The following is a 16893-nucleotide window of genomic DNA, read 5'->3' as shown; positions in this document are numbered from 1 at the left end:
GGTCGGCTGTTGCCGGGTCGTGACGCGGCTGTCGCATTTCGGCCGCAACCCTTCGCGCGGCGGCGCGTCGCACCGCCGCGCCCGTCCTCATCGGTTGACGGCCTGGATCTCCTCGACCGTCACCGGCTGCTCGGCGCCGAACTCGCCGTCCGGCAGGTCAGCGCCCTCGGCGCCGGTGCCCTTCCAGGACACGTTCCAGGTGACGGTCGCCCTGAGGTCGTACGCGCCCTTGCCGGACGCACGCAGATACGTGAGGCCGCACGGTGGAATCCGGTCACCCTTGCCCTTGGCGTAGGGCTCGCCGACGGAGCCGTCGGCGTTCTTCGCGCAGACGCCGGACGCGGGGTGGGTGCGGGCGTCGCCGGTGCCGGGGTCGAGCTTGAGGGAGCCGGGGCGGGCCGTGGTGGTGGCCTGGATGCGCAGGCCGGGGAGGTCCACGGACGCGGTCGCCGACAGGGGCTTGAACGTGGCCTTGTCCAGCCACGCCCAGGTCGGCAGGTTCACCTTGGTGGTGCCCTTCGGCGCCAGCGACACCTCGGTGTCGGGCAGGCGCAGGCGGCCGTAGGCGAGCTGGGCGAGGAGTTCGGGGTCCAGGGCGTTGTCGACGGGCGGCCTGTCGCCGTTCTCCACCCAGAAGGGCTCCCGGTCGCAGGCCTGGGCCGCGTCCTCCATCCACCGGTCCTCGTCCTGGACGGCGACCCACCAGTTCCCCTTGTCCTTCTCCTTCAGGTTGTAGTCCTTGTACTCGCCGTCCTTGTACTTGTCGCGGAACATCCCGACGGCGGCCTTGGCGTAGCTGTGCTGGCCCGGCGTGTTCACGGTCCGCTCGTACTGGTCCTCGACGTAGTCGCGGAACTGCTCGGCGGTGCGCGGCTCGTACCAGCAGGCGGGCGGCGACCAGTCGCCGACGGGCTTCATGGCGCCCCCGCCCTTCGCGGTGCCGCCCCCGCCGACCGCGCCCGAGTAGCGCACCACGGAGACGATGTCCTGGCCCTCGCGGCCGCCGCCCGTGCTGGCGCCGCCCTGGGAGCCGCCTCCCGGGGACTTGTCGGCGTGCGCGGTCCCCGGCATCAGCAGCAGCGCGGCCGTCGCGGCGGCGCCCGCCACCGCCCACGACCTGCGCGTGATCATGGCGTGCACTTCGCGTTCCCTCTCTCGGAGCTGAGCATGGTGGTCTGCCAGACGCCTTGCTTGTTCTTGTCGAGACGGGTGTTGTACAGCACGTACGACTTGTCGGTGACCGGGGTTTTGTCGGTCTTTCCGGTCTTTCGGTCCTTGGTGTACGCCTTGCTTTCGTCGGCGCAGTAGCGAATGCCGAAGGACGCCTTGCCGTGCCGGGTGACCTCCGGTGCGTAATAGCGGGTCGTGCCCGTGATGGACAGGCCTTCCTTCGTGAATCCCGCGATCCATTCGGCGGCCCCGAGCAGGGCTTCTCCCTTGTAGTAGAAGGGAATCGCCTTCGATTCCGAGCGGCCGTTCGCGATGGCCGCGTCGGTCGCGTCGATGCGGCGCCGGGCGTCGGCGAGCGCCGCGTCCTTGGCCCGGTCACCGGTCTTCCAGCTCTCGTAGACGTTCTTCACGTCGGCGGGAAGCCGCACGTCGGGGCGGGGCACGGTGTCCTCGCCGCCCTGTGGACCGCCGCTCGGCGAGGGGGACTCGCCGGTCTCGCCGCCGCTCTGCCCGGCCCCGGCGATCTTGTCGTCGTCCCTTGCTCCGCCGTCGTCCTCGCCACCGCAGGCCGTCAGGGAAAGGGCCGCGGTCGCGGCGCATGCGACTACGGCGGACACGGTACGGCGCTTCACCATCGGCTCCTTATTGAGACGGGGGTGCGGTCAAGGGCCATGACGCTAACCGCGGGGTGTGTGGTTTCGCCAGAGTGAACTGTCTTACAGCCGGGAGAAAACCCAAGGAAAGGGGCGGAATTGAAGCGTCCCCCGCGTAATCTCGCCGCATGCTCCTCTGGCTCAACGGCCCCTTCGGCGGCGGCAAGACGCAGACCGCGTTCGACATCCGGCGGCGGCTGCCGGGCAGCGTGGTGTGCGATCCCGAGCACGTCGGGTTCGGCCTGCACCGGATGCTGCCCCCGGCGCTGCGCGGCGACTTCCAGGACCTGCCGGTGTGGCGGCGGGCCGTGTTCGACGTCCTCGACCTGGCCCTGACCCGGCATTCGGGCCCGCCGGGCGGCGGCCCCGGTGTCGTCATCGTCCCCATGACCGTGGTGGAACCGGCGTACTTCGAGGAGACCGTCGGCCGTCTGCGCGAGCGCGGCCACGACGTACGGCACTTCGCGCTCCTCGCCGACCGGCGCACCGTCCTGAGGCGGCTGCGCGACCGGGGGCTCGGGCGGGCCGTCGGCCTCGTCGCGGGGCCGGACGCCGCGCTGCGGCGCGAGGGCTTCGCCGTGCGGAAGCTCGACCTGTGCCTGGAGCGGCTGCGGGAGCCGCGGTTCGCCGAGCAGGTGTGGACGGACGGCCTGCCGGTGGGGCGGGTGGCGGAGCACGTGGCCCGGGCCGCGGGCCTGACCCTGGCGCCCGACCGGGACGGGGCCGTGCGGGGCCGGGCGCGGCGCGCCTGGACCAGCCTTCGGCACCTGCGGTTCGACTGACCACCGCCGCGCCCGCCCCCCCCGCGGTCGTTGCCGGGGCGAAGAGGGCGCGGCGCTTTGTCCGTGTTGTACGCGGGAAAGGGAAATTTCTGACGGGTGTTCTGATGGGGGCTGAAATTATCTTTTGTCGCGTGGATCGCCCCGCTATGCGCGGACGTTGGGGGCGGGCCCGTGGATTTCGGGGCGGGTGCCGGACAGTGAGAGGGTTCCGGGCGCGGGCGGGTTCACCGCCGGGAACCACTTCCGCCCCCTGAGGCGTCTGATGACCCGGCGCGAGTTGGCTGGTACATACCTGGTGAATTCGCAGAGCAGCAAAGGGATTTCGTTCGCGAATGCGCATCGAGGGGCGAGTTCAATTTGCTGGCGCAGGGGTGGAACCAGCAAGCCCACCTGGTGCGTGAGTACGGGTGAAGCGGCTGGGCTTCGCGTTCCATAACGCGCCTTGAGGGCCTTATGTGCTGCTGATACGGTGCGATGGCTTGACACCGCGCCTGTGGCTGACGGGCCAAGGGAACCCCGGCCGAGGTAATGCGAAGTGTCGCTTTGGTGTCCTGAACGACGGAAATTTCTTGGGTGTACGGGGAGCGGTTGCGTGAAGATCCAAGAGCGTACGGGGGCGGGCCACAACCGTTCCGGCGTACCGGCCGGTACCGGTGCCGGTGAGCGACTTCCCACGGCGCCTCGCGAGCGCAAACCGGCGCTGGCCGCGCTGGCCGTTCTGCTGATCCTGGTGGGCGCGCTCGGCGCCACCGTGCTGGTGCTGCGCGCGGGCGACCGCATCGAGGTCGTCAAGGTCAAGGACGGCGCGGAGATAGCCGCCGGTGAGTCCGTGACCCGCTCGAAGGTCGAGTCGGTGATGGTCGCCGCGGACACCTCCGTGAAGTACGTGAAGTGGAAGCAGCTCCCCGCGCTCCAGAAGCTGAAGGCGAAGAGCACCATCCCCGGCGGCGCCGTGGTCGTGGGCCAGATGTTCGCCGCGGACGGCGGCGTCCCCAGCGGCAAGTCCACCGTGGGCCTGTCCCTGAAGGAGGGCCAGTACCCCGCCACCCTCAAGGCGGGCGACACCGTCGCCGCCTATCGCGTGGCCGCGAACGGCTCGGGCGACAAGTCCGGCGGCGGCCGCACCGGCGGCACCCCGATCGTCGCCGACGCCCGCGTCAGCACCGTCAAGAGCGACAGCGACTCCACCATCAGCACCGGCAACCTCAGCGTCACCCTCCTCGTCGACAACGACGACGCCGCCGCGCTCACCAACGCCGCGTCCGCCGGTGAGGTGTCCCTGGTGATCGTCCCCAACTCCGGGAACTAGAGGGCGGATCCGCATGGCCCTCATCGCTCTCGCCGCCGACAAGGGTTCCCCCGGCGTCACCACCGCGGCCGTCGCGCTCGCCGCGGTCTGGCCCCGGCGGGTCCTGGTCGCGGAGACCGACCCGGCGGGCGGCGACCTGGTCTACCGCAGCGCCGCCGCGCACGGCGGACCCCTCAACCCCAACACCGGCATGCTGTCCATCGCCGCCACCGCGCGCCGCGGCCTCGTACCCGACCAGCTCTGGGACCACGCCCAGCCGCTGTCCGGCGGGCTCGACGTGCTCGTCGGGCTCGGCATCGCCGAGCAGGCCGCCGGGCTCGCCGGGATCTGGCCGACGCTCGGCCGGGCCTTCGCCCAGCTCGCCGACTCGCCGACCGCGCCCGCGGACGTCATCGCCGACTGCGGCCGGATCGCCGGGGACAGCCCCGTCGTGGAGCTGTTCCCGCACGCCGCCCTGGTCCTGCTCGTCGCCCGCACGGAGCCCGAGTCCCTCGCCCGGGTCCGCGACCGCGCCGCCGCCCTCGCCCACAAGCTGCACGGCGGGCCGCGCGGCGCCGCCGCCCTCGCCACCCCGCTGATCGGCGTGATCCTCGTCGCCGACCCCGGGAACTCCGCCAAGCTCGTCCAGCAGGTCAACGAGATGCTGATGGCCGCGGGCACCGGCGCCCGCGTCGTCGGCACCCTCGCCGACGACCCCACCGGCGCCGAGCAGTTGGCCGGGCGCAGGCGCGGACGCCTCGACAAGTCGATGCTGATCCGCTCCGCCCGCAAGGTCACCGCCGACGTCTACCAGCAGTACGGCACCGCCTGGGCCCACCCGGCGGCCGGAGCCCCGGGGGCCGGACGATGAGCGCCGTCGACCACCAGCTCGTCAAGCGGTTCCGGCAGGACGCCGGTGACCGCATCGCCGAGCAGCGCCGCCTGGACCAGATATCCGGCGTCACGCCGATGTCCAGCGAGGACGAGCGGCAGTACGCCCGCGCCGTGATCGCCCAGATCCTGGAGGAGCACGCCCGCCAGGAGATCAACGCCGGGCGCACCCCCCTCGACGCGGAGACCGAGGAGCAGTACGCGGCCGCCGTGCACGCCGCCCTCTTCGGCGTCGGGCGGCTCCAGCCGCTGCTCGACGACCCCGAGGTCGAGAACATCGACATCAACGGCTGCGACCAGGTCTTCGTCGGCTACGCCGACGGCCGCGAGGTCAGGGGCGAGCCCGTCGCCGAGACCGACGAGGAGCTGATCGAGCTGATCCAGGTCCTCGGCGCCTACTCCGGCCTCTCCTCCCGGCCCTTCGACTCCGCCAACCCGCAGCTCGACCTGCGCCTGCCCGACGGCTCCCGGCTCTCCGCCGTCATGGACGTGGCCCGCCGCCCGGCCCTGTCCATCCGCCGCGCCCGCATGGGCAAGGTCTTCATGTCCGACCTCGTCGGCAACGGCACCCTCACCCCCGAGGTCGCCCACTTCCTCGCCTGCGCCGTGCGGGCCCGCAAGAACATCATGATCGCGGGCGCCACCAACGCCGGAAAGACGACGCTGCTGCGCGCCCTCGCCAACGAGATCCCGCCGCACGAGCGCCTCATCACCGTCGAGCGCGCCCTGGAGCTGGGCCTGGACACCTTCACCGACCTGCACCCCAACGTGGTGGCCTTCGAGGAGCGGCTGCCCAACTCCGAGGGCCAGGGCGCCATCACCATGGCCGAGCTGGTGCGCCGCTCGCTGCGCATGAACCCCTCCCGCGTCATCGTCGGCGAGGTCCTCGGCGACGAGATCGTCACCATGCTCAACGCCATGTCGCAGGGCAACGACGGCTCGCTGTCCACGATCCACGCCAACAGCTCAAGCGAGGTCTTCAACAGGATCTCCACCTACGCGCTCCAGGCGGCCGAGCGGCTGCCGATCGAGGCCAGCCAGATGCTGGTCGCGGGCGCCGTGAACTTCGTCGTCTTCATCCAGCGGCGCAACGGCTACCAGTCCGGCGGCAGGCTCCAGCGCGTCGTCACCTCCGTACGCGAGGTCAACGGCGTCGACGGGCGCGTGCTGTCCAGCGAGGTCTTCGCCGAGACCCCGGACGGCCGGGTCGTGCCGCACGCGCCGATCGCCTGCCTGGACGACCTGACCGCCTTCGGGTACCGGCCCGCCGGACAGTGGGGGTGAGCCACGTGAACGCGCTGGGATCCATGGGCGGTCTGTTCTCGCTGACCGTTCTCTACGCCCTGGGGTGCGGCGTCGCCGTCGGCGGCGGGCTCGCCCTGCTCGCCGTCGCGCTGCGCGGCCTGCCCGCCAAGCCCGAGCACGAGAAGCGGCAGGCCAGCGAGCGGATGGCCGAGCTGGTCCGGTTCGCCGGGCAGCGCGGCTCGCTCGCCGTCGGCGTCGGCCTCGTCGTGCTGCTGCTCACCCGCTGGGCCGTGCTCGGCGTCGCCGCGGGCGTCCTCGTCTTCTTCTGGGACAAGCTGTTCGGCGGCGCCGCCGAGGAGCGGGCCCAGATGAAGCGCGTCGAGGCGCTCGCCGCGTGGACGGAGTCGCTGCGTGACACCATCGCGGGCGCCGTCGGCCTGGAGCAGGCCATTCCGGCGTCCGCGCGGGCCGCGGCGCCGGTGCTCAGGCCGCACCTGGACGCCCTCGTCGACCGGCTGCGCGCCCGCACCCCGCTGCCCGACGCGCTCCAGATGCTCGCCGACGAGATCGACGACGCCTCCGCCGACATCATCGTCGCCGCCCTGATCCTCAACGCCCGCCTGCGCGGCCCCGGCCTGCGCCAGGTCCTCGGCGCGCTCGCCAAGTCGGCGCGCGAGGAGGTCGACATGCGCCAGCGCGTGATGGCGCAGCGCGCCTCCACGCGCCGCTCGGTGCAGATCGTCGTCGCCGTCTCGATCGCCTTCGTCCTCGGCCTGTCCGTCTTCAACCGGGACTTCGTCTCGCCGTACGGCACGGCCGTCGGCCAGCTCGTCCTCGCCTGCGTCTGCGGCCTGTTCGCGCTCGGCTTCTGGTGGCTGCGCAAGCTGTCCACGGTCGAGACGCCGGACCGCTTCCTCGTACGGGACGAGCCGGGCGTGCGGTTCGTCCGGCCGCGCGCGGGGGCCGGGGCGACCTCCGGGGCCGGGGCGACCTCCGGGGCCGGGGCAGGCACCGGGGCCGGTGACGGCAAGCCGCAGACGCTGCCGCCGCACGCGCACACGCCCACCGAGGGGGTACGCCGATGAGCCGCACCTGTGAGCACATGGGGGTACGCCGATGAACCTGACCCTGCCGATCCTCATCGGCGCCACCCTCGGCCTCGGCGTCTTCGCCCTGATCCGCGCCCTGATGCCGAGCAGGCGCAGCGCCGTCGCCACCGTCGCCCGGATCGACGCGATGCGGGCGCGCGGCGCGGCGTACGAGTCGGCCCACCGCGCCCCCGAGGGGGAGGACACCGGCCGGTTCGCGACGCTGCGGGCGCGGGTGGGCGTCCGGGTCGCCGAGTTCTACGTACAGCAGGGCTGGGAACAGCGGTCCCTGCGGGCGGACCTCGCGGTGCTCGACCGGAGCTGGGAACGGTTCCTCGCGACGAAGGTGCTGCTGGCGGTGGCGGGCCTGTTCTTCGGGCCGTTCCTGTTCGCCGTCATCTGGACGATGGGCTTCGGCAGCAGCCCCGTCATCCCGGTCTGGCTGGCCCTGATGTTCGGCGTGCTGTTCTTCTTCCTGCCGGACCTCGAAGTGCGCCGGGACGCCGCGGACAAGCGGCGCGACCTGCGCCGGGTCATCGGCGCCTATCTGGACCTGGTGTCCATGAGCCTCGCGGGCGGGCGCGGCCTGCCCGAGGCGCTCATGGCCGCCGCGGAGGTCTCCGACGGCTGGGCGACCCAGCGCATCAAGAACGCCCTGGCAGACGCCCGCATCACCGGCAACAGCCAGTGGCAGGCGCTCGGTTCGCTCGGCGAGGAACTCGGCGTCGAGGAGCTGAAGGACCTCTCCGCGTCCCTGGCGCTGGTGGCGGACGACGGCGCGAAGGTGCGCGAGTCGCTGGCCTCCCGCGCCGAGACGATGCGCCACCGCGAACTCGCCGAGATCGAGGGCAGCGCGGGCGAGAAATCACAGTCGATGCTCGTGGCGCAGCTGCTGCTGTGCGCGGGATTCCTGGTCTTCCTCATCTTCCCGGCGGCGATGCGCGTGTTCCAGGTCTGACCCGCCCCGCCGCCACGACGCGAACGTCCCCCCACGATCCTGCTTCCTGAGAGGGCAACTCACCATGAACGAACGGAACTTCCGCACCGGCGTCCCCGCCGTCGATTTCCTCGTCACCTTCCTCCAGGCCCGGGTGCGGCGCGCCCGCTCCGGCGAGCTGGACCGCGGCGCCTCCGCCGTCGAGTGGGTGATCATCTCGGCGGTCGTCGTGGCGATCGTCGGCGTGGTCGCCGCCATCATCAACAACGCGCTCAAGGGCGGCGCCGACAAGGTCGGCGACTGCATCGAGGGCGCCGACGCGGGCAAGACCTGCTGAGCGACGGCATGTCGGGCGACGGGGGAGAGCGCGGGGCCGCGGGGAGCCGCGACCGCGTGCCGGGGTTCGTGCGCCGACGGGTGGAGGCCGCCTCCGCCCGCGGCGAATCCGGCCTGACCGCCATCGAGTTCGTGCTGCTCACACCGGTCCTCTTCTTCATGATCTTCGCGACGGTGCAGTTCGCGCTGTACTTCTTCGCCGACCACGTGGCGCAGGCCGCGGCCCAGGCAGGCGCCCGCAAGGCCCGCGCCACGGCCGACGAGAACCCCGGCGGCTGGCGCGGCGAGGCGGGCGACGTGGTCGACGCCTACATCCGCCAGCTCGGCCCCGAGCTGGTCCTCGGCCCCGACGTCAAGGCCATCCAGCCCGACGAGGGCACGGTCGGCGTGGAGATCACCGCCCATGTGCCGTCGGTCTTCCCGGGCCTGGACCTGACGGTGCACGCGCGGTCGGCGGGGCCGGTGGAGCGGTTCGTGGAGGAGGGCGGATGACGGCGTTCCGCTGGGTACGGGAGCGGGTACGGGAGCGGGCGGCCACCGGCGCCGACCGGGGCCTGTCCACCGTCGAGGTCGTCATCCTCGCGCCGGTGATGATCCTGTTCATCCTGGTCCTGGTGGCCTTCGGGCAGCTCGTCGACGGGCGCGGCGCGCTCGACGGCGCGGCCCGCGACGCGGCGCGCGCGGGCTCCATCCAGAAGGACCAGGGCACGGCGATGATCGAGGCGCGGCGGGCGGCGCGGGCCAACCTGGCGGACGTCTGCTCGGGCCCGGTCACGGTGACGAAGAAGAGCGCGGGCTTCGAGCCGGACACGCTCTTCACCGTCGAAGTCAGCTGTCAGGTGCGGGGACTCGCGATGCTCGGCCTGGACGTCCCGACCACCCTGAAGGCCAGCTTCAGCTCCCCGCTCGACCCGTACCGGAGGTCGGCGTGAGGGGCCTTGGATCCGTACGGCGGGAGGTCGGCGTGAGGCGCGTACGAAACCGTGTGCGGGACTGTGTGCGGGGTCGTGTGCGGAGCTGCGTACGAAGCTCTGTAGGAAGCCGTGTGCGAGGCCGCGTGCCAGGCCGCGTGCGGGGACGCGCACCGGGCTGGGTCCGGGAACGGCGGGCGCGGCTCGACGACCGGGGCTCGGGCGCGGGCGCCGTCATCGTCTTCGCGCTCGTCTTCCTGACGCTGTCCGCGTTCGTGATCGACGGCGGCCTGTCCATCTCCAAGCGCGAACGCGCCGCCGACATCGCGGAGCAGGCCGCCCGGTACGCGGCGCAGGACCTCGACACCGAGGGCCTGTACGAGGGTGCGAAGGGCGCGCCCATCAACTACGAGAACTGCGGTGCCCGGGCGCGGAAGTTCGCCCGCGAGATGGGCCTGACCGGCCCGGACGTGGCGGCCACCCGCTGTGTCACCGCCAACGCCCAACAGGTGGAGGTCGAGGTGCGGATGACGTACAGCCCCGTGTTCACGGGCATGTTCTTCGGCGGTGACGTGACCGTGCGCGGGCGGGCCGTCGCGGAGAACGAGGTGGGATAGACGGGCGCGCACCGGGCGCGCACCGGGGGCGCATCCAGGGTTATCCACAGGCTCTGCGTGACCTGCCGAGGCTTTCGTACGATCGCTGGAGCGCGCGGACTTGGGCCGTCGGCCCGCCGCGGGACCCAGCCCCCTGACCCTTACCGCCCGACCCTTGCCGACCGGCCCCTTTCCGACTCCGCCCAACCCTTCCCGACCGGGTCCTTCCCGACTCTGCCCGACTCTGCCCGACCCTTCCCTACAGGACCAGGAACCAGGACACCCGCCATGGCGCGACGCAACACCCGCTCCTCGACCGGCTCGTCGGGTACCCCGGCGACGCCGCGGAACCGGACGCCGCAGCCGCTGCCGGTGCGCCGCCGCACGGCCGGGGACTTCGTGAAGGCGTTCCTCGCCTTCGTCGCCCTCGCCGCGCTGCTCGTCGGCGTGCCCGGCGCCCTCGCGTACTTCGTGGGCTGGCCGCTGCCCGACGGCGCCCCGTCCATGGACTGGCTCCAGGAAGAGATCACGGTGAGCACGTTCGTGAACGTGCTCACGGTGGTGGTGTGGCTCGCCTGGGCCCAGTTCACCGCGTGCGTGCTCGTCGAGGTCAAGGCCGCCGTCTCCGGGGTCGGCATGCCGGGCCGGGTGCCCGGGGCCGGGCCCAGCCAGCTGCTCGCACGCCAGCTCGTGGCCGCGCTGCTGCTCGTCGGTGCCACGGCCGCCAGCTTCGCGCCGGGGCTCTCGCAGTTCGGCGCGTCCCTTGAGGGAAACCAGAAGCCCGCCGCGGCCACCGCGCAGCAGACCCCGGGTGTCTTCGGCCAGGAGGCGCAGACCGCGGGGGCGGCGGCGAGCGCCGTGGCCCAGCAGGCGGGCCAGGCCGCGGAGCGCGCGGGCACGGCGGACGACGGGGGCACGAAGTTCTACCGCATCCAGCCCCCCGAGGGCCGCCACCACGACTCCCTGTGGGAGATAGCCGAGCGCCACCTCGGCGACGGCCGCCGGTACAAGGAGATCTACCAGCTCAACAAGGACCGCGAGCAGCCCGACGGCTCCCGCCTGTCCGAGGCCAGCCTCATCCGCCCCGGCTGGATCATGGAGATGCCCGCCGACGCCCACGGCGGCGAGCTGGTCGAGATGCCCGACGACGCGCCCAAGGTGTCCAAGGAGGTCCGCGAGCAGATCGCCGACTACGGCAGGACCGGCGACCAGCGCCAGGGCGGCGGCGCCGAGCAGGGAGGCGGTGCCGGTCAGGGAGGCGCCGGGCACGGCGGCGAGCGCGGCGGTGGTTCCGTCGACCAGGACACGGCGCACATCACGCTGCCCGAGCAGCGCCCCGGCGGCAGCGGCAAGGGCGACGGTAGTGACGGCCGCGACGGCCGCGACGGTCAGGGGGACAAGGGCGGTGAGCGGGGTGACCGCACCCCCGCGGCTGAGGGCGGCGACTCCTCCGCCGGGTCCTCCACCAGCTCCTCCTTCGGCCTGCCCGAGGCGCTCATCGGCGCGCCGCTGCTCGCCGCCGGGCTGCTCGGCGCGCTCGGCAGGCGCCGCCGCCAGGCGCTGTGGCAGTCCGCCATGGGCACCGTCGGCCTGCGCCGCGCCATGGAGCCGCCGACGCCGACGGGCACGGCGGCCGACGCGCAGGACGCGCTGTTCGTGGGCGCCGACCCCGAGGGCGTGCGCCTGCTGGACCGCTCGCTGCGCGGCCTCGCCGCCGCGCTGACCGCCGAGTCCCGCCCGCTGCCCACGGTGTACGCGGCCTGGCTGAGCCATGGCGATCTGCACCTCCAGCTCGCCCAGCCCGCCGGGCGCCCGCCCGCGCCCTGGCGGCAGGGCCAGGACGAGACGTTCTGGCTGCTCGCCCGCACGGACGCCGCGCGGTACGCGACCGGCCCCGCCGACACCGACACCGACACCGACGTCGAGGCCGCCGCGCCGTACCCGGGCCTGGTCTGCCTCGGCACCATGGACGACTCGCGCCTGCTGCTCAACCTGGAGGCCGTGCCCGGCATCGTGTCGCTGCGGGGCGCCGCGGCCGACCGGGCGGCGGTGTTCGCGTCCGTCGCCGCCGAGCTGGCCACCAACGGCTGGTCGGACCGCATGACCATCACGCTCGTCGGCTTCGGCGCCGACCTCACACCGCTCGCGCCCAACCGCCTGCGGCACCTGGAAGACGTCGACGCGCTCATCGAGACGATGGACGCCGAGACCCGGCAGCGGCGCGGCGCGCTCGGCGCCGCGGGCCACGACTCGGTCCTCACCGGACGCACCGGCCCCGCCCGGCACACCCGCTGGGCGCCGCACCTGGTGCTGCTCGCCGAGCCGCCGAGCGCGGCCGACGCCGCCCGGCTCGCCGAGCTGGCCGCCGACTCCGGGCGCCTCGGCATCGGCTACCTCGTCGCCGCGGACTCCGGTGAACTGCCCGGCACCGCCTGGGAGATGGAGATCACCGGCGCGGGCACGCTGCGCGCCCCGCTGCTCGGGCTGGAACTGCGGGCGCAGCTGCTGCCGGAGGAGCTGCGGCGCGCCGTGGTCGAGCTGTTCGTGGCCGCCGACCCGCAGGGCGGTGGCGACGGCGACGGCGGCGACGGCTCGGACGGCGGCGCGGCCGCCGCGCCGCCCTTCCTGGTCGACGTCACCGAGCAGGGCCGCCCCGCGGTGTACGCGCGCCTGGTGGGCACGTACGAGATCATCGGCCTGGAGGCGCCGGACGGCGAGCGCAGCGCGCTGCTGCACGAGGCGCTCGCGCTGCTGCTGCTCCACCGCGAGGGCGTGCACCCGCGCGTGCTCGCCTCCGCGCTGTGGCCGCGCGGCGTCACCGAGGACGTCCGGGACGCCCTCGTCGACCGGCTCAGGGAGTGGCTCGGCAGCGACCCCGACGGCTCCCCGCGGCTCGCGGCCGACGCGACGGGACGGCTCACGCTGGCCCGGTCCGTGGTCTCCGACCTGGACGTGCTGCGCTCCCTCTACCACGAGGCCACACAGGGCCGCGGCGCGGGCAACCGCGCGGTGCGCGGGCGGCTGCTCACCGACGCGCTCGTCCTGGTCCGCGGCCCGCTCCTCGCCGACCGCCCGCAGGGGAGGTACGGCTGGCTCACGCACGAGATCGTCGACGCCCAGCTGCCGCTGCTCGTCGCGGACATCGGCCTCGCGCTCAGCGAGTTCCACCTGGAGAAGGACCGCGCGGAGAAGGCCATCGAGGCGCTGACCGCGGCGCTCGGCTCGGCGCCGACGGACGAGCGCCTGTGGCTTGAGCTGCTGCGCGCCACCTACGCCACCGGCGACGCGGCGCGCCTGGGGACGCTCGCCGCGGACCTCGTCGCGCGCAGCGGCGCCCGGGGGCTGCCGCCGCGCACCGAGGCCCTGCTCGACGAGCTGCACCCGGCCTGGCGGTCGGCGCTCACGTCCGCGTCCTCGGCGTCCTCGGCGTCCTCGGCGAGCTGACGGGACGACGCCGTGCTGCTGCTTCTGACCGCCGTGGGCGCCCTGTGGGGCGCGGCCACCGGCCTGTTCCTGCCCCGCGCCGCGTACCGCCTGTCGGTGCCGCCCGAAGAGCCGTGGGCCGCGCGCTGCCCGAGCGGGGCGCACGAGGTGACGGGCTGGCTCGGCCGCGCCCGGTGCGCGGACGGCGAGCGCTTCGGCCCGCACCCGCTGCTCCTCGCCGCCGCCACGGGCGTGGCCTGCGCGGCGCTCGCGGCGGCCACCGGCCCCCGCCCCGAGCTGGTGGCGTGGCTGCTGCTGACCCCGCCCGGGGTGCTGCTCGCCGTCGTGGACATGGCGGTGATGCGGCTGCCGGACGTGGTGACGCTGCCGCTGGCGGCGCTGGCCGTGGCGCTGCTCGGGGTGGCGGCGGCGCTGCCGGGGCACGCCGGTTCCTGGCCGGGGGCGCTGCTCGGCGCCCTCACGCTGAGCGCCGGTTTCTTCGTGCTCTTCCTGATCAACCCGGACGGCATGGCGTTCGGCGACGTCAAGCTGGCCCTGTGCCTGGGGACGGTCCTCGGCTGGTACGGCTGGGGCGTGGTGCTGCTCGGCACGTTCGCCGGTTTCGTCCTCGCCGCGCTGTACGGCGGCTGGCTGGTCGTCGTGCGCGGCGCGGGCCGCAGGACGTCCATAGCCTTCGGCCCGTTCCTCCTGGCGGGAGCGCTGACGGGCGTCCTGCTGGGCGCGCACACGGCCTGACGGCGACGCGAGGGGCCGCCGACCGGACCGCCCGCACGACCACCGGCCGGACCACCAGCCCGGCCGCCGACCGGCCCGCCCACCGACGGCGGCTCCGGGGGCCTGGCGTACGCTGAAGAACGATCTGCGCAGGATCTGCCCCCTTTATGGACCTTACGAAAGGGACCCCGGTGACCGAGAAGGCCGACCTCACGTCGTTTGATGTCACAGCCGTGCTCGACCGTGCCGCCGAGGGTGGGCGGATCACCCCCGAGGAAGCCCTCGTCCTGTACCGGGACGCTCCGCTGCACGCCCTTGGCGCGGCCGCCGACGCCGTCCGCCGCCGCCGCTACGCGGGCATCGAGCACATCGCGACGTACATCATCGAGCGGAACATCAACTACACGAACGTCTGCGTGACGGCGTGCAAGTTCTGCGCCTTCTACGCCGCGCCGAAGGACACCAAGAAGGGCTGGACCCGGGACCTCGACGACATCCTGCGCCGCTGCGCGGAGACCGTGGAGCTGGGCGGCACGCAGATCATGTTCCAGGGCGGCCACCACCCGGACTTCGGCGTGGAGTACTACGAGAAGCACTTCGCGGCCATCAAGAAGGAGTTCCCGCAGCTGGTCATCCACTCCCTCGGCGCGTCCGAGGTGGAGCACATGGCCCGCATCTCCAAGGTGTCCGTGGAGGAGGCCATCCAGCGGATCAACGCGGCGGGCCTCGACTCGTTCGCGGGCGCGGGCGCCGAGCTGCTCCCCGAGCGCCCCCGCAAGGCCATCGCGCCGCTGAAGGAGTCCGGCGAGCGCTGGCTCGAGATCATGGAGACCGCCCACAACCTGGGCGTGGAGTCCACCTCCACGATGCTGATGGGCACGGGCGAGACCAACGCCGAGCGCATCGAGCACCTGCGGATGATCCGCGACGTACAGGACCGGACGGGCGGCTTCCGCGCCTTCATCCCGTACACGTACCAGCCGGAGAACAACCACCTGAAGGGCCGCACGCAGGCCTCGCTCTTCGAGTACCTGCGGATGATCGCGATCGCGCGGATCTTCCTGGACAACGTCGCGCACATCCAGGGCTCCTGGCTCACCACCGGCAAGGAGGCGGGCCAGATGACGCTGCACTACGGCGCGGACGACCTGGGCTCGGTGATGCTGGAGGAGAACGTGGTCTCCTCGGCGGGCGCCAAGCACCGCTCCAACCTGCGCGAGATGATCGACATGATCCGCACGGCGGACCGCGTCCCGGCCCAGCGCGCCACCACGTACGAGCACCTCGTGGTGCACGACGACCCGGCGAACGACCCGGTCGACGACCGCGTCGCCTCGCACATCTCGTCCGTGGCCATCGAGGGCGGCACGGCCCACCCGGAGCTGAAGCTCCTCACCGCCAACTGAGGCGCCCGTGCTGACGCTGCACCGTGTGGACGGCGGGGCCGTGGTCGTGGACGGCCCGCGGTTCGCGGCGGTCGGCCCGTACGAGGAGCTGCGCGCGGCGTACGGTGACCGGGCCCGCGTCCGCGAGTGGGACGGGGCCCTGACCCCGGGCCGGTACGAGCCCGACGCCGTCGCCCTCCTGGAGCGCGCGTACTGGCCCGACCCCCGGGAGGCCGACGAACTCGGCACCGAGCCCCTGACCGGCGCGGCCCTCGCCGCCCTGGACATGACGGACACCCGCTGGGGCGCCAGCGCCCGCCGCGGCATCCAGCGCCTCCTCGCCACGGGCACCACGGCCCTGGCGGGCCCCTTCACCCACCCCGCCGTCCGCACGGCCGTCACCCGCTCCGGCCTGCGGGGGCACCCGGTGGCCCCGCCCGAGCCCGGGGAGAGGCCGACTTCGCCGTCGTCGACTCCGCCGGCACCTGCCTGACGACGGTGATCGGCGGCCGCCTGGTGTACCGGCGCAGATGAGCCGCCGGGCCTGGGGCCGTGCCCCGAAGGGGCGCGGGGAACCGCGCGAGCAACCCGAGCGAACCCGCGCTCGCCAGACCGCCCCCGGACCACCCGCAGAGGCACCCCGAACCGCGCTATGCCCGCCGCAGGCGAAGAGCCCGCCGCAGGCGAAGGCCACCGGCAGGGAAGAAGACCGGCCTGACACAATGGGCCGGGTGACCCGCGCATCCTTGGAAAAGCAGCCGCACGACGTCGCCTCCATGTTCGACGACGTCGCGGAACGGTACGACCTGACCAACGACGTGATCTCGCTCGGGCAGGCGCGCCTGTGGCGCAAGGAGGTCGCCAAGGCCGTCGACGCCCGCCCCGCGCAGAAGGTCCTCGACCTCGCCGCGGGCACCGCCACGTCGTCGCAGCCCTTCGCCCAGGCGGGCGCGTACGTCGTGCCCTGCGACTTCTCGCTCGGCATGCTGCGCGTCGGCAAGCAGCGCCACCCCTGGATGCCGTTCACGGCGGGGGACGCGACGAAGCTGCCGTTCAAGGACGACACCTTCGACGCCGTCACGATCTCCTTCGGCCTGCGCAACGTGCAGGACACCGACGCCGCGCTGCGCGAGATGCTGCGCGTGACCCGCCCCGGCGGCCGCGTGGTGATCTGCGAGTTCTCCGAGCCGACGTGGGGCCCGTTCCGCAAGGTCTACGTCGAGTACCTGATGCGCGCCCTGCCGCCGGTCGCGCGCACGGTCTGTTCCAACCCGGACGCGTACGTCTACCTCGCCGAGTCCATCCGCTCCTGGCCCAACCAGCCGCAGCTCGCCGCGAAGCTGTCCGACGCGGGCTGGTCGAGGGTCGCGTACCGCAACCTGACGGGCGGGGTCGTGGCGCTGCACCGAGGGTTCAAGAAGGCCTGAACGGTCTTCCCGGACGCACCGGTTGA

Annotated in this window: 16 protein-coding genes and 1 pseudogene; 15 read left to right on the top strand and 2 right to left on the bottom strand. The window is 73.3% G+C overall.

From position 1 onward, the window contains the following. Window positions 1-87: 87 nt before the first annotated feature. Both ACOBQU_RS16255 and ACOBQU_RS16250 read right to left on the bottom strand, forming a co-directional pair. A complete protein-coding gene (locus tag ACOBQU_RS16255) occupies window positions 88-1131 on the bottom strand; it encodes a hypothetical protein (RefSeq protein ID WP_423627697.1) in 1044 nt (347 codons plus the stop codon). Further along, window positions 1128-1805, bottom strand: coding sequence for a hypothetical protein (locus tag ACOBQU_RS16250; protein ID WP_423627696.1), 678 nt, complete (start codon window positions 1803-1805; stop codon window positions 1128-1130). Before ACOBQU_RS16250 ends, ACOBQU_RS16255 begins: the two co-directional genes overlap by 4 nt. A 146-nt stretch (window positions 1806-1951) precedes the next feature. Between ACOBQU_RS16250 and ACOBQU_RS16245 the strand changes: the two genes are divergently transcribed. The 15 genes and pseudogenes from ACOBQU_RS16245 to ACOBQU_RS16175 all read left to right on the top strand — a co-directional run bounded on the left by ACOBQU_RS16245 (window position 1952) and on the right by ACOBQU_RS16175 (window position 16867). Continuing rightward, on the top strand, window positions 1952-2605 hold the full coding sequence (locus ACOBQU_RS16245; RefSeq protein ID WP_423627694.1) for an ATP-binding protein: 654 nt from the start codon (window positions 1952-1954) through the stop codon (window positions 2603-2605). A gap of 592 nt (window positions 2606-3197) precedes the next feature. Continuing rightward, the gene (locus ACOBQU_RS16240) at window positions 3198-3914 is read left to right on the top strand and encodes a hypothetical protein (RefSeq protein WP_423627692.1); all 717 of its coding nucleotides are present in this window, start codon (window positions 3198-3200) and stop codon (window positions 3912-3914) included. A gap of 13 nt (window positions 3915-3927) precedes the next feature. Continuing rightward, the gene (locus ACOBQU_RS16235) at window positions 3928-4764 is read left to right on the top strand and encodes a hypothetical protein (protein ID WP_423627690.1); all 837 of its coding nucleotides are present in this window, start codon (window positions 3928-3930) and stop codon (window positions 4762-4764) included. Continuing rightward, the gene (locus ACOBQU_RS16230; protein WP_423627688.1) at window positions 4761-6068 is read left to right on the top strand and encodes a CpaF family protein; all 1308 of its coding nucleotides are present in this window, start codon (window positions 4761-4763) and stop codon (window positions 6066-6068) included. Before ACOBQU_RS16235 ends, ACOBQU_RS16230 begins: the two co-directional genes overlap by 4 nt. A gap of 23 nt (window positions 6069-6091) precedes the next feature. Next, window positions 6092-7114 (top strand): type II secretion system F family protein, encoded by a 1023-nt coding sequence (locus tag ACOBQU_RS16225; RefSeq protein WP_423634529.1) that lies wholly within the window; start codon window positions 6092-6094, stop codon window positions 7112-7114. 31 nt (window positions 7115-7145) lie between these two features. Continuing rightward, window positions 7146-8075 (top strand): type II secretion system F family protein, encoded by a 930-nt coding sequence (locus ACOBQU_RS16220; protein ID WP_423627687.1) that lies wholly within the window; start codon window positions 7146-7148, stop codon window positions 8073-8075. A 64-nt stretch (window positions 8076-8139) separates the two neighbouring features. Further along, on the top strand, window positions 8140-8391 hold the full coding sequence (locus ACOBQU_RS16215) for a hypothetical protein (protein ID WP_423627685.1): 252 nt from the start codon (window positions 8140-8142) through the stop codon (window positions 8389-8391). A gap of 8 nt (window positions 8392-8399) precedes the next feature. Further along, window positions 8400-8882 (top strand): TadE family protein, encoded by a 483-nt coding sequence (locus ACOBQU_RS16210; RefSeq protein WP_423627683.1) that lies wholly within the window; start codon window positions 8400-8402, stop codon window positions 8880-8882. After that, window positions 8879-9322, top strand: coding sequence for a TadE/TadG family type IV pilus assembly protein (locus ACOBQU_RS16205; RefSeq protein WP_423627682.1), 444 nt, complete (start codon window positions 8879-8881; stop codon window positions 9320-9322). Before ACOBQU_RS16210 ends, ACOBQU_RS16205 begins: the two co-directional genes overlap by 4 nt. 137 nt (window positions 9323-9459) lie before the next feature. After that, window positions 9460-9918 (top strand): TadE/TadG family type IV pilus assembly protein, encoded by a 459-nt coding sequence (locus ACOBQU_RS16200; protein ID WP_423627680.1) that lies wholly within the window; start codon window positions 9460-9462, stop codon window positions 9916-9918. Between the two features lie 267 nt (window positions 9919-10185). Continuing rightward, window positions 10186-13341, top strand: coding sequence for a BTAD domain-containing putative transcriptional regulator (locus ACOBQU_RS16195; RefSeq protein ID WP_423627679.1), 3156 nt, complete (start codon window positions 10186-10188; stop codon window positions 13339-13341). Window positions 13342-13353: 12 nt separating this feature from the next. Continuing rightward, complete coding sequence (locus ACOBQU_RS16190; protein ID WP_423627677.1) at window positions 13354-14076, top strand: prepilin peptidase; 723 nt, start codon at window positions 13354-13356, stop codon at window positions 14074-14076. Window positions 14077-14246: 170 nt separating this feature from the next. Continuing rightward, the gene (gene mqnC / locus ACOBQU_RS16185; RefSeq protein ID WP_423627676.1) at window positions 14247-15461 is read left to right on the top strand and encodes a cyclic dehypoxanthinyl futalosine synthase; all 1215 of its coding nucleotides are present in this window, start codon (window positions 14247-14249) and stop codon (window positions 15459-15461) included. Window positions 15462-15468: 7 nt separating this feature from the next. Then, window positions 15469-15974: pseudogene (locus ACOBQU_RS16180) on the top strand (imidazolonepropionase-like domain-containing protein). A gap of 197 nt (window positions 15975-16171) precedes the next feature. Further along, on the top strand, window positions 16172-16867 hold the full coding sequence (locus ACOBQU_RS16175) for a demethylmenaquinone methyltransferase (protein WP_423627674.1): 696 nt from the start codon (window positions 16172-16174) through the stop codon (window positions 16865-16867). The last annotated feature ends 26 nt before the right edge of the window (window positions 16868-16893 follow it).

This window comes from Streptomyces sp. G45, from assembly GCF_049542095.1.
In the GTDB taxonomy this organism is placed as follows: Bacteria; Actinomycetota; Actinomycetes; order Streptomycetales; family Streptomycetaceae; genus Streptomyces.
Note: the sequence above shows the minus strand (reverse complement) of the source record. Positions and strands in the feature narration are given on the sequence as shown.